11 protein-coding genes and 1 pseudogene are annotated in these 13,404 nt (G+C 41.4%); 5 read left to right on the forward strand and 7 right to left on the reverse strand.

Annotation, left to right across the window (positions count from 1 at the left end; translation table 11 throughout):
- The first annotated feature begins 220 nt into the window (after positions 1-220).
- From AM228_RS23165 to AM228_RS23175, 3 genes are all read left to right on the forward strand, one after another.
- On the forward strand, positions 221-874 hold the full coding sequence (locus AM228_RS23165) for a Uma2 family endonuclease (protein WP_054469306.1): 654 nt from the start codon (positions 221-223) through the stop codon (positions 872-874).
- Between the two features lie 132 nt (positions 875-1,006).
- Positions 1,007-1,387 (forward strand): nucleotidyltransferase family protein, encoded by a 381-nt coding sequence (locus tag AM228_RS23170; protein ID WP_054469307.1) that lies wholly within the window; start codon positions 1,007-1,009, stop codon positions 1,385-1,387.
- Positions 1,388-1,473: 86 nt separating this feature from the next.
- Positions 1,474-1,923, forward strand: a complete 450-nt coding sequence (locus AM228_RS23175; RefSeq protein ID WP_054469308.1) for a DUF29 domain-containing protein — start codon at positions 1,474-1,476, stop codon at positions 1,921-1,923.
- Between the two features lie 291 nt (positions 1,924-2,214).
- Here AM228_RS23175 and AM228_RS23180 read toward each other — a convergent pair whose 3' ends face one another.
- The 3 genes from AM228_RS23180 to AM228_RS23190 all read right to left on the reverse strand — a co-directional run bounded on the left by AM228_RS23180 (position 2,215) and on the right by AM228_RS23190 (position 6,756).
- A complete protein-coding gene (locus AM228_RS23180) occupies positions 2,215-3,435 on the reverse strand; it encodes a glutathione S-transferase family protein (RefSeq protein WP_054469309.1) in 1,221 nt (406 codons plus the stop codon).
- A 468-nt stretch (positions 3,436-3,903) separates the two neighbouring features.
- Positions 3,904-5,844, reverse strand: a complete 1,941-nt coding sequence (locus tag AM228_RS35655) for an ATP-binding protein (protein WP_054469310.1) — start codon at positions 5,842-5,844, stop codon at positions 3,904-3,906.
- 3 nt (positions 5,845-5,847) lie between these two features.
- Positions 5,848-6,756, reverse strand: a complete 909-nt coding sequence (locus AM228_RS23190) for a substrate-binding domain-containing protein (RefSeq protein WP_072160899.1) — start codon at positions 6,754-6,756, stop codon at positions 5,848-5,850.
- Positions 6,757-6,896: 140 nt separating this feature from the next.
- On the opposite strand from AM228_RS23190, the pseudogene AM228_RS34490 reads away from it, so the two are divergent.
- Positions 6,897-7,616, forward strand: a pseudogene (locus tag AM228_RS34490) (DUF262 domain-containing protein); the annotation flags it as partial.
- A gap of 84 nt (positions 7,617-7,700) precedes the next feature.
- Entirely contained in the window at positions 7,701-8,597 is an 897-nt protein-coding gene (locus AM228_RS23195; protein WP_369817799.1) for an HNH endonuclease family protein, read from the forward strand.
- A 107-nt stretch (positions 8,598-8,704) separates the two neighbouring features.
- Here the strand turns inward: AM228_RS23195 and AM228_RS23200 are convergent, their stop codons facing one another.
- The 4 genes from AM228_RS23200 to AM228_RS36400 form a co-directional block, all read right to left on the reverse strand.
- Positions 8,705-9,430, reverse strand: a complete 726-nt coding sequence (locus tag AM228_RS23200; RefSeq protein WP_231636921.1) for a DUF4276 family protein — start codon at positions 9,428-9,430, stop codon at positions 8,705-8,707.
- Positions 9,424-10,713: an AAA family ATPase gene (locus tag AM228_RS23205; protein WP_054469311.1), complete on the reverse strand. Its 1,290-nt coding sequence runs from the start codon at positions 10,711-10,713 to the stop codon at positions 9,424-9,426. Before AM228_RS23205 ends, AM228_RS23200 begins: the two co-directional genes overlap by 7 nt.
- A 325-nt stretch (positions 10,714-11,038) precedes the next feature.
- On the reverse strand, positions 11,039-13,147 hold the full coding sequence (locus AM228_RS23210; protein WP_054469332.1) for a serine/threonine-protein kinase: 2,109 nt from the start codon (positions 13,145-13,147) through the stop codon (positions 11,039-11,041).
- 28 nt (positions 13,148-13,175) lie between these two features.
- Complete coding sequence (locus AM228_RS36400; protein ID WP_255353256.1) at positions 13,176-13,304, reverse strand: hypothetical protein; 129 nt, start codon at positions 13,302-13,304, stop codon at positions 13,176-13,178.
- Between the last annotated feature and the right edge of the window lie 100 nt (positions 13,305-13,404).

The raw sequence follows: 13,404 nt of genomic DNA on the forward strand, positions 1-13,404 counted from the left end.
CCACAGACCAGTATAGAAGAAAAGAGGCAAGATTACAGAGATGCCTAGTAAAGATATTCTATCTTATCGCTCCTAAGAAACTCTCTCCTATGCATCCTTCCTATATGCGGGAATCCAAAGCCTATCGGCGGGGAACGAAAAGTGCAATTAATTATGTTCAGCTACTTATTATATGTATGATCGATGATAATCAACTACAAACAAATTAGGAGAATAAAATATGACCACATTTAAACCCATTGCCCCTCCGGTAAAGATGCCTCCTTTAGAAAACGGCGATCGGCTGACTCGTTATGAATTTGAACGGCGTTATCACGCCATGCCTCATATTAAAAAAGCTGAATTAATTGAAGGAATTGTATATATAGCATCTCCCTTACGCGCCAAAAGTCACGGCAAACCCCATGCTCGCATTATGACCTGGCTAGGCACTTATGAAGCGATGACCCCAGGGGTAGAAGTCCTGGATAATGCTACGGTAATTTTTGATATGGATAATGAAGCCCAACCAGACGCTTTATTAAGAATAGAACAGGGCGGTTTATCACGAATTACTGCCGATGATTATGTAGCCGGTGCGCCGGAATTAATCGTAGAAATTGCCGCGTCTACCGCATCTATTGACCGCCATAAAAAACTGCACGTTTATCGGCGTAATGGCGTGCAAGAATATATTATCTGGCGCGTTGATGATGGGGAATTAGATTGGTTTTATTTAAAAGATGGGGAATATTTGCCACTTTCAGCCAACTCATCGGGGATAATTTGTTCTGAAGTTTTCCCCGGTTTATGGTTAGATACAGCCGCGTTATTATCCGGTGATATTGCCAAGGTTTTGGCGGTATTACAACAGGGTTTAGCCAGTGCAGTTTAGTGGTAGGGTGGGCAAAATTTTGCCCACCCTACTAATTAATATTACAAATTGTCAAATAAATATACAATAGCAACTTGGGGAAAAAAGGAGTAAAATATTAATTATTAGTGCAATATTTTTTGGGTAAATTTTATGAGCAATGCCGAAAAATTAACTTTAGAGATTCCCAATCGAGTTCTATACGCCAGACTGAATATCACTCCAGAAGTTTTAGGCTGTTTTTGCGATCGCGCAGGAATTGTCGAGTTAGGACTTTTCGGATCGGTATTAAGAGATGATTTTCGTGTAGATAGCGATATTGATGTTCTCGTTACCTTTTCCTCAGAAGTTCACCTCAGCTTATTAGATTTTGTCAGCTTAGAACAAGAATTAGAAGAGTTGTTTCGGCGACAGGTTGATTTAGTGGAAAAGTCGGTGGTGGAAGCGGATGAAAATTGGATTCGCCGCGAGGCAATTTTAAAGGAAAGTCGGGTGATTTATGAATCGAGATGCAGCATATATTCTAGTTTATAAATTTCGTAGGGTGGGCAAAATTTTGCCTACCCTACTAATACAATAGGTCAGCATTCAGCAGATTTTTAGGCAAAGGGATAAATGTTATGATAACTCTAACTAATTTAAAACAACTCTATGAAATCGATGATTCTCAATGGCTAGAGGAAACCGTTAAATTATTGAAAAATCAGCAATTCAAAGAAATAGACTGGGAAAATTTAATTGAGGAGTTGGAAGATTTGGGCAAGGAAAAGAAAAATGCTGTGGTCAGCCTTTTAGAACAAGTGATTCGTCATTTATTATTGCTGGAATACTGGCCGTCTGAACGAGAATATAATCAATTACATTGGCAAGAAGAAATTTATAATTTTAGAATCCAGTTAAAACGCAGGTTGACGACTAATCTCCGCAATTATTTAGAGTCGGAACTCAATTCGATTTATCAAGATGCCCTGGGTTTTGTTCAGATTAAGACGCAAAAAACCGTAAATTTTCCCCCAGACAGCCCTTATTCTCTTGACCAATTACTTGATATCGATTGGTTGCCTAATTAACTGGAATTATTTTTATGATGTAAATATATTTATTCGTAGGGTGGGCTTGCATTTTGCCCACCTTACAGATAGCTAGATTTCGTAGGGTGGGCTTGCATTTTGCCCACCCTACAGATAGCTTAGAATATTGTACAGGCGAAGCATTCCGGCAGATAATTTATTGCTGAAAATATTGTAGGGGCGAAGCATTCCGGCAGATAATTTATTGCTTAGAATATTGTAGGGGCGAATGGCNNAATGCTTCGCCCCTACAGGTATATTCGGTGTATTCGTCGATATACAATTAGGCTTTTAACCTTTACCAAAGTTAGCGGGGTTTTGATCGCGCCGATCGCGAGTGGAAAGAGGACGACCCTGGCGATCGCCGGCCTTAGCTGCGGTTTTTTCCAAAGCTTCCCGGAGATGTTTTGCCGCATAAATAGACATATCCCGTGGGACACTAATGCGATCGCGTAAATAGCGCAAAGCCTCATCCGCACCTTCGGGGGGTTGGCAGACTTTTCCTGTCATCATCAAAGTCAGGGCACAACGCAACGCTTCATCAAATAATTGCGAATCAGCGGGATTCACTTTAGTCAAATTTTCCCGGTGTTTAATAATTCGTTGCAAAGCTTCCTGACGACAATTTTCCGGTTCTGGATAAGTCACATCTGGCAATCCGAACCAAGGGCCATGATCCACCCGTTGCTGATTAATTGAAGTCTGCGGTTCGCCATTTTCCCAACATCCTCCCATTTGGGGCGGTAAATCATGGGCATGGGTGTGAAAATCGCTTTGAGTACCGCGATAAGTGGGGCGAGTTTCCATCGCATCAAACCAAGCGGATAAACGGGGGTTTTCTTCTCGCAGCGAATAGCCTTTATAATAATAAAGACTGGCATTCATCCGCTCAACGTATGGGGTAAAAATTACGTCAGCGGTGCTAAATTCTTCCAGGAAATAAGGCCCAGGAGTGGCGGCTAGGGCTGCCTCAACTTTGGCCACTACTTCGATAAACTGACGGCGATTTTTTTGTTCTCGATCGAAGGGAATGGGGCGATAGCAAAGCCAGCTACACCAAGCCCGAAATAGCATTCGTTCTAGTTGTCGCAACGCCAAAACCCTGGAGTCTTGCATTCCGAAAACCAAGGGGCCAAAGACCTCTTCTAAGGCAATTAAAATATCATCACTTTCGGTAATGAGGCGATCGTCAATTTCCAGGGCGGGCAACATTCCCGATGGCACTTTTTGCTTATACCAACTCTCTTTTTCCCCATAACAAAACATCGTGACTTTTTTGATCCGATAAGGGATTTGCTTTTCCTCTAACCACAGCCAGACTTTCTGACAGTAAGGGCACCAAGCATGGTGATCGCGATATAATGTCACCCGAACATCGGATTCAGCATGGCCAAATAAACGCAATAGAGACTGAGGGTTAGTCGGTCCGTTGACCAGATCGATTTCAAAGTTTGTCAGGGCTTGCAGTTCTGCCCAAGTTAAAGGAGCGATCGCGCTATGGTTTGATGTCATTGTTCACCTAAAATTATCAGATAATTAATTATAATTGGTGTAATGAAATTTGCCAAGATGATTTAACCAAAAAAATCCGGTCTGGGTAAGTCCTACTTCTCTACTGGGTAAACAACAAATTTCTGTAGGGGCGAAGCATTCCCGCCATCAATTCAGGGTGATAACCAATAAATTATCGGCGGGAATGCTTCGCCCCTACAAGTCCTTATAAACCAGATATATATGGTATTATATTAGTATTATAAGTAGGTGAACATAATTAATTGCACTTTTCGTTCCCCACCGTAAATCCTTGGATTCCCGCCTTCGCGGGAATGACATTCTTCTGATATGGTCTGCATTTATTTCTGCCCACCTAATTATTTGGTGGGCAATGCCCACCCTACATTTAAAGATATTCAAGGGTAAGTCCTGGTGGTAATTATTCAACAAATAACCAACAACAAATAACCAACAAACAATCACAATTTAATTATGTTTGATGGGCAGGGAAATCACAAAGGAAATCCCTCGGTCTGATGATGACTCACAGAATAGTTTTCCCCCATGTTTTTCTACCACAATTTGATAGCTAATTGATAGCCCTAAGCCAGTGCCTTTGCCCACATCTTTGGTGGTGAAAAAGGGATCGAAAATGCGCGATCGCAGTTCTTCGGGAATGCCTATACCATTATCCAAAATTTTAATATTCACCCAATTTTCTGGCAGCACTTCTGTAGAAATTTTGATCCACAAAGGATCCCCTTGATTTTCCGCAAAACTGCGTTCAGAACTTAATTTATCTAAGGCATCAATCCCATTCGCCAAAATATTCATAAACACTTGATTCAGTTGTCCCGCGTAGCATTCCACCAGGGGCAATTCACCATATTCTTTAATAATAGCAATTTCTGGACGTTGGGAATTTTCATGCAACCGGGATTGCAAAATCAGCAAGGTACTATCAATTCCTTCGTGAATATTCACCGCTTTTAAATCTGATTCATCCAGTCGAGAAAAATTCCGCAGGGACAGGACAATTGCCCGAATGCGATCGGTTCCTCCACGCATGGATTGGAGGATTTTCGGCAAGTCGTCTTTTAAATAATCTAATTCTATTTCTGCGATTTCCTCTTGCATTTCGGGGGAAATATCAGGACATTCGGTTTCATAGAGATTAATCACTTGCAGTAAATCATCGGTGTATTGCTTAACATAAGTAAGATTGCCATGAATAAAATTAACGGGGTTATTAATTTCATGGGCAATTCCGGCAATCATTTGTCCCAAACTGGACATTTTTTCACTTTGTACCAGATAAGCTTGGGTTTCTTGCAATTTTTTGAGAGTTTGATTTAGTTCTTCTAATTGATGTTGTATTTGCCGATCGCGCTGAGTCAGTTGTTCTGCCATTGCATTAAAACCTTCGGCTAAAATGCCAATTTCATCCGGGCTATCAATATTAATGTGAATGCTTAAATTACCGGCAGCAAATTGTTGCATTGCATTGGTTAAAATCCGAATGCGTCGATTTAACCAGCGAGAAAAATAAAAGCAGAGACAAAGGGCGATCGCACCGCCAATTAATGCCATAATCTTGATAGTATAAAACAACCGATTTTCTGCTTCTTCTAAAGGGGCTGTGGGATTCAGCATCACCACTTTTAGATCATCACTAATACTGCCCAGAGTTACAGTTTTCACGATATATCCCTGACCGGCAATCTGGGTGTAAGTTGTCGGGGAATTGGGACTGGGGGGCTGCCAATTTGGATCGTAAATCGGTAGAGTGGCCGTTTTAATTTGTGACCCTTGGAAAACCACCAAATGTATTGGAGTATCTCCGCGAATTTCATTCAGGATTTGTTCCGTAAAGGCAAAACCAACAATAATACTACCAACTACCTTTTCACTATTTTTCAAAGAAATTAAACTAATCAAAACAGAAGGGGCATCACCTTCGGTGGCAATCACATCGGATAATTGTAACCCCGCTTTAGCCGCTTGAGTCACTTTTTGGTCTTGGAGGGGAATATTTTGCAAAATCGGTTGGCGCAAATCTGCCAGCAGTGAATCGTTGGCTATCACTTGAATTAAATCAAGCTTTAATCCATATTGAATCGGCAACAATTCTTGGAATAACATTCCACTATTATTTGAGGCAATCGCTGGAGAAATATTGTTGCCATCGGCCAGCCATTTTGCTTTTGACTGCAATAGGTTTTGTCTTTGTTCTATATTGCTGAGAAGCACTGAGGTAAATGCCTCAGTTTCCCGCCGCAAATTTTGCTCAAAAAACTTGCGAAAAAACAGATAGGTTCCGGTTGTCCATAGTCCTAAAAATATTATAAATAGGACAGATAAAGGGAGAAATAGTTTAACGGCAACCGGAATTTTGAGCAGACCTGCAATGGGTCGGCGTGGTTTCATGGTTCATGGGGTCATGTTAGCAGGAGCATAACCAGCCTGAGTGAGCAATGCGATCGCCTCTGGACTGGAAAGAAAATCGATAAAACTTTGTACCTGTGGGGCAGGGGATTTTTTAAACACCAAATTAATGGGGCGAACCATCAGATATTTGCCTGATTTAATATTATCCAAAGTCGGGGCAATGCCGTTTAAGCTTAAGTGATTCACAGGCACTTTTTCATAAATTGCTGTCGCTAAAGAGAAAGTACCAATACTATAAGGAGTGCTTTGCAAAGCGCTGACCAGTTCATCTTGTTTGCGGAGAATCACCGCATCCGGTGAGGTGACTAAATCTTTGCCCAAATAATATTCTCTCAAAAGACGTTTTGCCGATTCATCTTCCGGGCGATCGAGGACGACAATGGTGGCATCTGGCCCGCCAAACTCTTGCCAGTTTTTCGCTTGACCACTATAAATTGCTTTTAGATTATCTGTAGTTAAATTTGTCACCCCCTCAACGCTGGGGTTAGTTGCCACAACTAGACCGTCTTGGGCAATGACTCGTTGGGCCAAATCATCAGTTATTTCTGTGGGTTTGAGGGTTTTACTTAAACTACCAATATCCAGTAATCCTGCTTGAATTCCGGCAAGGGTACTTTCTGATTGACTTGCGGGCAAAAAATTGGCTTGGGTATTCGTTACTTTTTTGGTATAAGCATCCATTAAAAGCTGCAATACCTCAATGGTACTACTACCACCGCTGGCGCGAATTATTTGCTGCTGTTGCTCAGTTTTCGGGGTGCTAGATGGGGCTGTAGCTTCTGAATTAGGGCTGGGAGTACAACTGGTCAGGGGCACGAGGGCGATTCCCACAGGGATCGCGAAGCGAATCGCGCTGACCAAGAAAAGCGTACCAGAGTAAAATTTCCGCATAAAAAATCTTAGCTGACTAACTTTTTATTATACCTCATTTCAGGCGAAATTACCTAGATTTTGCTATATTTTGCTAAATTATGATATTTTGGATATTGGCAGTCTTTTATTTATTTTAAGCAGATATTTTAATTAGAGATATGGCGCGGATTAATTTACTCGATACTCGGACTACGAACTTTGGGGAAATCATCGGTAATGGCAAAATTTATCAAGTGCCCATTTTTCAGCGGGATTATTCTTGGACAGAGGAAAATTGGGAATACCTCTGGCAAGATATTATGGCACTTTATACTAACCAGGAGTCTAGTCATTATATGGGAGCAATTGTGTTACAAAGCTCCCCGACTTCCGATCAAGAGTTTACGATTATTGATGGACAACAACGATTAGCCACTTTTAGTCTGATTGCCATTGCGGTAATTGACAAAATTCAAGCCCTAATCGATCGCGAACAAGACCCAGAAGCTAACCGCGATCGCCAAGAAATCCTCAAACGCACCTATCTGGGCGATCGCGACCCGCGTTCCCTCCGCTACTCCAGTAAATTACGGTTAAATCAAAATAACAATGACTTCTATCAAAGTAACTTAATTAATCTCCGTAAACCTAGAAATATTCGCGCTTTGGCTAAATCTAATCAACTCATTTGGCAAGCATTTGAATACTTTTATCGGCAGCTAGAGACGGTTTAAGAAGTGATAAATACCGGCGAAACATTAGCCACTTTTCTGACCGACACCATCGCCAAACAACTGCTATTTATTCAAATTAACGTTGAAGATGAGTTAAACGCTTATACAGTGTTTGAAACCTTAAATGCTAGAGGCATTGAACTCAGTTCAACGGATTTACTAAAAAATTATTTATTTTCTCTGTTCCAAGGGCCAGATGACTTGGCAGAAGCCCAAAGACAATGGAGACGAATTATCAATACAGTGCAGATGGAAAAATTTCCAGAGTTTCTGCGTTATTATCTGAGTTTAAAAGCGACGAGGGTGAGACGGGAAAGGCTATTTAAACTCGTCCGGGCATCGGTGAAAAATGCTCAACAAGCCTTTGACTTACTTGATGAATTAGAAAATTATAGTAGTCTGTTTATTGCCCTGGAAAATGCTAATGATGAATTCTGGCGAGACACCCCAGAAAATAAATATTATATCCGCGAATTAGCGTTATTTAAAGTCAAGCAAGCTTATCCAACTTTATTCGCGGCTTACTCTAAGTTTTCGCCGGATAACTTTACCCGACTGCTTAAACTTGTGGCGGTGATTTCCTTTCGCTATACGGTGGTCAGTGGTCTGAATCCTAATGAATTAGAATCCTATTACAACCAAGTGGCGATCGCTATTAACCAGGGTGAGATATCCACCCCTAAACAAGTCTTTGAACGGCTACGTCCGATTTATGTTTCCGATCAGAAGTTTAAACAAGATTTTGCTTTGCTGTCAATTTCGACCAAGGGACAAAAGAAAAAACTGGTGCGATATATTCTGGGGAAACTGGAGATGGATGCGGCAAACCGAACCGATATTAATGAAGATAGTTTTTCCATCGAGCATATTTTACCGGAATCACCCAACGATGCTTGGAGAAAACATTTCTCCGATAATCAGATAGAAGAGATGGTTTATCGCCTCGGTAATTTAACGCCATTGGAGCCAAATTTTAATCGGGAAATAGGTAACGAGGTTTATGCACTTAAGCAGAACAAGTATCCGCAAAGTGTTTATGCTTTAACTAAGAATATTCTGGCAGAAGCATGGACAATAGATACTATAGTTCAACGTCAAGATGATTTAGCAAAGCGTGCAGTGCATATTTGGCGATCGGACTTTTAAGATTAGGACTTACTCATAAACGCTATCCGTAGGGTGTGTTAGCGAAGCGTAACGCACCAATACGCCATATATAGATTACTTGCGTAAGTCTTAGAATATCAAGATTGCTAACGGAAAAAATACCGCATATAGTTATAAAATTCTCTAAAAATAAGACACTTTTTCTGAATCACTTCTGGGTTCAGCATCTTTAACAGTTCAGGAGTATGATTTTTTTTGGAGAAAGGGGGTTGTTCGATGTTACTATCATCGATTCTCGTGGTTGATAAAATCAACAAATCTGATAATTTTTCTTCGCAACTATCTCGTGACGGGTCATAAGTGCTGAATGATTCAGGAGCGTCAAAAGGAACGTGGCATTGTTGACTTAGCCACCAACGCATCTGTTCATGTCTGCGGCGAAAATCTGTATATTTTGCAATTGAATTGTCCCAATCGGCAATAATCCAAGCTTCTAATTCGGGAGCAGCAAAAGCTACAAATTTAGTAATTGTTGCACAATTTGGGATGAGATTAATCGCCGCTAAAAACTTTTGTTTTTGCGATTGATAATTCCGACAATCTAAGTCATCAATAACGAGAATAAGCTGACAACTCTCTGGCTCATTCCTGAGTGCGATCGCTAGTTCTCGGTTGATTTGTGCAATTAAACTATCCCCAGTTCTGCCATAACCACTGGTAGAACCTCGATTTGGTTGATTGGCTTTTGGCCCCGGTTTTTGCCTAGCGGGAGTTTTCCGTTTAAATACACATTGAGGAAAACATTTTTCTAAAAATGGGATTAAACCGGCGACTTCCGCTTCCCCTCCTCCTGCAAATACCCAAACTACCACGGCCAGCCTCCAATACTCGGATCCCCAATTCGATACAAATCCCCCAATTCCCATCCTTCTGCCAGTTTTTCTTCAAGATGTTCTCGTGATAAATTTTCTGTGGAAAAATGGATTTTATCTGAAGAAGAAAAACACAATACATTTTCTAAACAATCGGTAAAGTTATCCAATAAATCTGGACTATGAGTGGCAATGATGATTTGGGTGTTTCTCGAAGCTTTTTTAATCCACTCTGCCAAAATTCGCATCCAAGCAACGTGCAAGCCTAATTCCGGTTCATCAATGACTAATAATGAGGGTAATTTAGGAGAATGTAAAATCACTGCCCAACATAACATTCTGACTGTGCCATCGGACATTTCTCTTAAATAAAATGGTTCTTTAATTCCTTCAAAATACCATTCAATCGTTATCCCATATTGACCCGATCGCATTGGTCGAATCCGACGAGTTTTGGGCAGGATAGCTTTCATCGCTTCATTAATACTATCCTCAAAGTCAATATTTTGTTGAATTAAATTCTCAAAAACCAACGGTAAATTCTCACCGGATGAAGATAAATGAATATCCGATGAGCCGATTTTCGGTTCTGAAGTTCTGATTTGATGTAAATCCATATTATTGGCATTATAAAATTGCCAATCAGCCACAGATTCTAAGAGTTCTCGTCTCACCTCATAAACTGTTGTATTTTTCGGAGTAAATGAAGTATTTTCTAATAAACTGGGAATGATATTTACTCCTAAAGTATTAATCGGAATATTTTCTAATCTTTCAAACCTCGTTCTACGTTGCTCTTCGTCATAAATACTAATTAAACCTTTGCCAATTTCTTCTCCGTGAAATTTATAATAGAAAAAAGGTTGTTCTAGCCCCCGATCGCAGGATAAATTTTCTTCGGCTAGATTAGCTCTTGATTTGATTAATGATTGGTCAACCCAGAGTTTCAAAGAAAGATTAACCGTGTCATTGTCACGGCGATCTAGTTTAGAAAAACTATCTAGATTAGAAAAACTATAGTTAAATAATATATACGCGGGACTCGCCACCGTATTATCTAAAATTCGATTTCCACCTAAGATAGAAATTGCATCTTCAAAGCTACTCACTCCCCTGACTGGATCCCAAATTGGAGTGATGCAATTTTTCAGGAATTGTATATAATTAATTAAGTTGCTTTTTCCCGAACCATTAGAACCAATAAAAATATTCAGCTTGTTGAGTTTAATTTCCCCGACTAAATTTTTATAATTTTGAGTTTTAATGGAATTCAGAATTGCCATAATTTATTTAAATTTTATAATCTAAGATATATCCAATTGCCTAGATAAGTATAGCGTTTATTGTCCCAATGAAGTACAGAGGTTTTCTGGATTCCCGCCTGCGCGGGAATGACAGGTTTTTTTGTAGTTCATAAATATGACAATTGAAATATATCATCATCCCCCGTCGCTCAGGCAGAAATGTAACATCTTTTAATAATAACCTGTTAGATTCCTGAGCCTGAATAGAAAAAACGATCGCCTCTGATCCCGAAGAAAACAAAAGCGATCGCTTTTAAATTTGTCCTAATTTTGTTGAACAAAAGTTACACAGAAAATCCCATAATTAAGGAGCTAAACGCCACATTTTGATAGTGTCATCAAAACCGCCGCTAATCATGGTTGTTCCATCCGCAGAAAACCCGATTTCTACGGAATCTGTATGACCTTTAAGGGTGCCTTTTTGACAACCACTGCGTGTACTCCACAGTTTAATAGTGCCATTTAAGTCCCCACTGGCTAAGGTGCGACCATCGGGACTAAAGGCAACGGAATAAATTTGTTTTGAGTGACCGTGTAGAGTCCGCCGAAGTTCTCCGGTTTCCAAGTTCCAGAGTTTGACCGTGCGATCCCAACTGCCACTAGCGAGGGTTTTGCCATCAGGGGCGATCGCAATTGACCAAACTGAATCCGTATGACCGGACAAAGTGCGAAAAGCCTTACCCGTGTTGACATTCCAGAGTTTCACCGTGCCATCGGTACTGCCACTGGCGAGGGTTTGACCATCGGGACTAAACTTAACGGATTGCACTTCTTGGGTATGACCGACTAAAGTTTGCTGGAGATATCCCTGAGAATATTCTGGATATTCTGAGGAATATTTCTCATAATATTGCTGAGAATATTGCTGAGAAGATCCGTGAGCATATCCTTTGGCATATTCGTGAGCATATCCTTTGAAAGATTCGGGATAATGTTCAGATTTGTTCTGATCGATATTCCACAGCTTAATTGTTTTATCAAAGCTGCCACTGGCGACTAAAGAGTTATCCGGGCTAAAAGCTACAGAAAACACTCCGGCATCATGGCCTTTGAGAGTTTTCAACAATTCCCCAGTCCGCAAATCCCAAATTTTGACGGTCTGATCGGCACTGCCACTGGCCAACAATTTGCCATCAGAACTAATCGCCACTGACCAAACGGCCCCCGTATGCCCTGCTAAAGTTTGGATGGGAATTCGGGCATTATCGATGCTGACGTGCCACAGTTGAATGGTGCCGTCCCAACTGCCACTGGCGATGGTTTTGCCATTGGGACTGACCGCCACAGACCAGACCGGACCGGAGGTAGTGGCCAAAGTCCGCATTGGTGGCAGATTGTCAGAAGAGTAATAAGGCTTGACGCTGTGATCCTTTGGCGGCTGATTGTGGTATTCGAGAACCGAATATGGGACTGGTTCAGTTGTGATGGTGGTTCGTGGCACTGGTGAAGGTAAACGAGTTGTCACCAGGAGAGATAACAGGGCTACGGTTGCCCCACCGATCGCAGTGACTAAGCGAGTATTTTGAGTGACGGGTAACGAGGGCAGGGATACTTTTCTCAGGTCTTTGAGGATCGTCTCGGCCCGATTGTAGCGCAGCTTCCAATCCCGTTGAACCATTTTGTCCAGGATTTGCCCAAGTTGAAGACTGACGGGGGTTTTCAAATAATCCCGCCAAACCCAGGTTTCTGATTTGGGATCGAAGAGGTCAAAGGCTGAAAGTCCCGTGAGCAGATGCAAGCAAGTTAGCCCTAGGCTATAAAAGTCACTGGCAATCACCGCTTTGCCTTTGGTTTGTTCCGGGGCTGCATATTCGGCAGATCCGGTGACTGTACCCGGGTTAATTTGGCGAAAACGGTTATAAGTTTCCGCTGTACCAAAATCAACTAAGATGAGTTGATTGGTTTGGTGGCTGCGAATGATATTTTCTGGTTTGATATCCCGGTGAATCAGATTGAAACTATGGACAAAATCGATCGCTGGGAGCAAATCATAAAGTAGTTTGCGAATTTGGCTTTCGTTAAATGTGCCTGCTTCGGTTAATTCTTGCTCCAGATTTTGTCCTTCAATATATTCTTGGATGATATATTGACTGCCTTCTTGCTCGAATGAGGCGAGTAATGAGGGGATTTGCGGATGTTTGCCGATTTCTGCAAGCTGTTCGGCGTAGATTTGAAATGCCCCAGTCTTGTTAGGTTTGGCATCAGAGTCAATGAATTGCTTGATGACGCAAGGGGGATGGGACGGTTGATCTTGGTCTATGGCTAAAAAGGTGTTGCCGAGTTTACTTTTCCCCAAAGGCGCGATCGCCCGGTAGCGGTTTTTTAACAGCAATTTCGAGCCACAACTCTGACATAATTCAGCGTGGTCAGAATTTGCAGGATTCTGGCAATCAGGATTAATACAGTATGTCATAATAGCTTTTCCCTGCTTTAGATATTGTCTATGATAAATCTTCTGCCAAATTTGCCCAGTGTCCGGTGCGATCGCCCACTCCACTGAATTTCTTCACGGAACTAGATTCATCCTCTTTGAGTATAAACCTTTGGGCATCAACCCTGGGGGTCAGCAAACCGAATCATCATCGGCTATTGGTGGATATTTTATTTGTGCTCCTAATTTTAGATAGGCGATCGCATGATTGTCGCTTTTGTCCCGTTGTTGTCCCGTTG

Source organism: Planktothricoides sp. SR001 (assembly GCF_001276715.1).
Lineage (GTDB): Bacteria > Cyanobacteriota > Cyanobacteriia > Cyanobacteriales > Laspinemataceae > Planktothricoides > Planktothricoides raciborskii.

What these genes read in the sequence shown, in the direction of transcription:
- AM228_RS23195 (WP_369817799.1), top strand. Translation starts at nt 7,701, where the DNA reads ATGGAAAAATTTCCAGAGTTTCTGCGTTATTATCTGAGTTTAAAAGCG.
- AM228_RS35655 (WP_054469310.1), bottom strand. Translation starts at nt 5,844, where the DNA reads ATGAAACCACGCCGACCCATTGCAGGTCTGCTCAAAATTCCGGTTGCC.
- AM228_RS23170 (WP_054469307.1), top strand. Translation starts at nt 1,007, where the DNA reads ATGAGCAATGCCGAAAAATTAACTTTAGAGATTCCCAATCGAGTTCTA.
- AM228_RS23175 (WP_054469308.1), top strand. Translation starts at nt 1,474, where the DNA reads ATGATAACTCTAACTAATTTAAAACAACTCTATGAAATCGATGATTCT.
- AM228_RS23190 (WP_072160899.1), bottom strand. Translation starts at nt 6,756, where the DNA reads ATGCGGAAATTTTACTCTGGTACGCTTTTCTTGGTCAGCGCGATTCGC.
- AM228_RS23210 (WP_054469332.1), bottom strand. Translation starts at nt 13,147, where the DNA reads ATGACATACTGTATTAATCCTGATTGCCAGAATCCTGCAAATTCTGAC.
- AM228_RS23205 (WP_054469311.1), bottom strand. Translation starts at nt 10,713, where the DNA reads ATGGCAATTCTGAATTCCATTAAAACTCAAAATTATAAAAATTTAGTC.
- AM228_RS23180 (WP_054469309.1), bottom strand. Translation starts at nt 3,435, where the DNA reads ATGACATCAAACCATAGCGCGATCGCTCCTTTAACTTGGGCAGAACTG.
- AM228_RS23165 (WP_054469306.1), top strand. Translation starts at nt 221, where the DNA reads ATGACCACATTTAAACCCATTGCCCCTCCGGTAAAGATGCCTCCTTTA.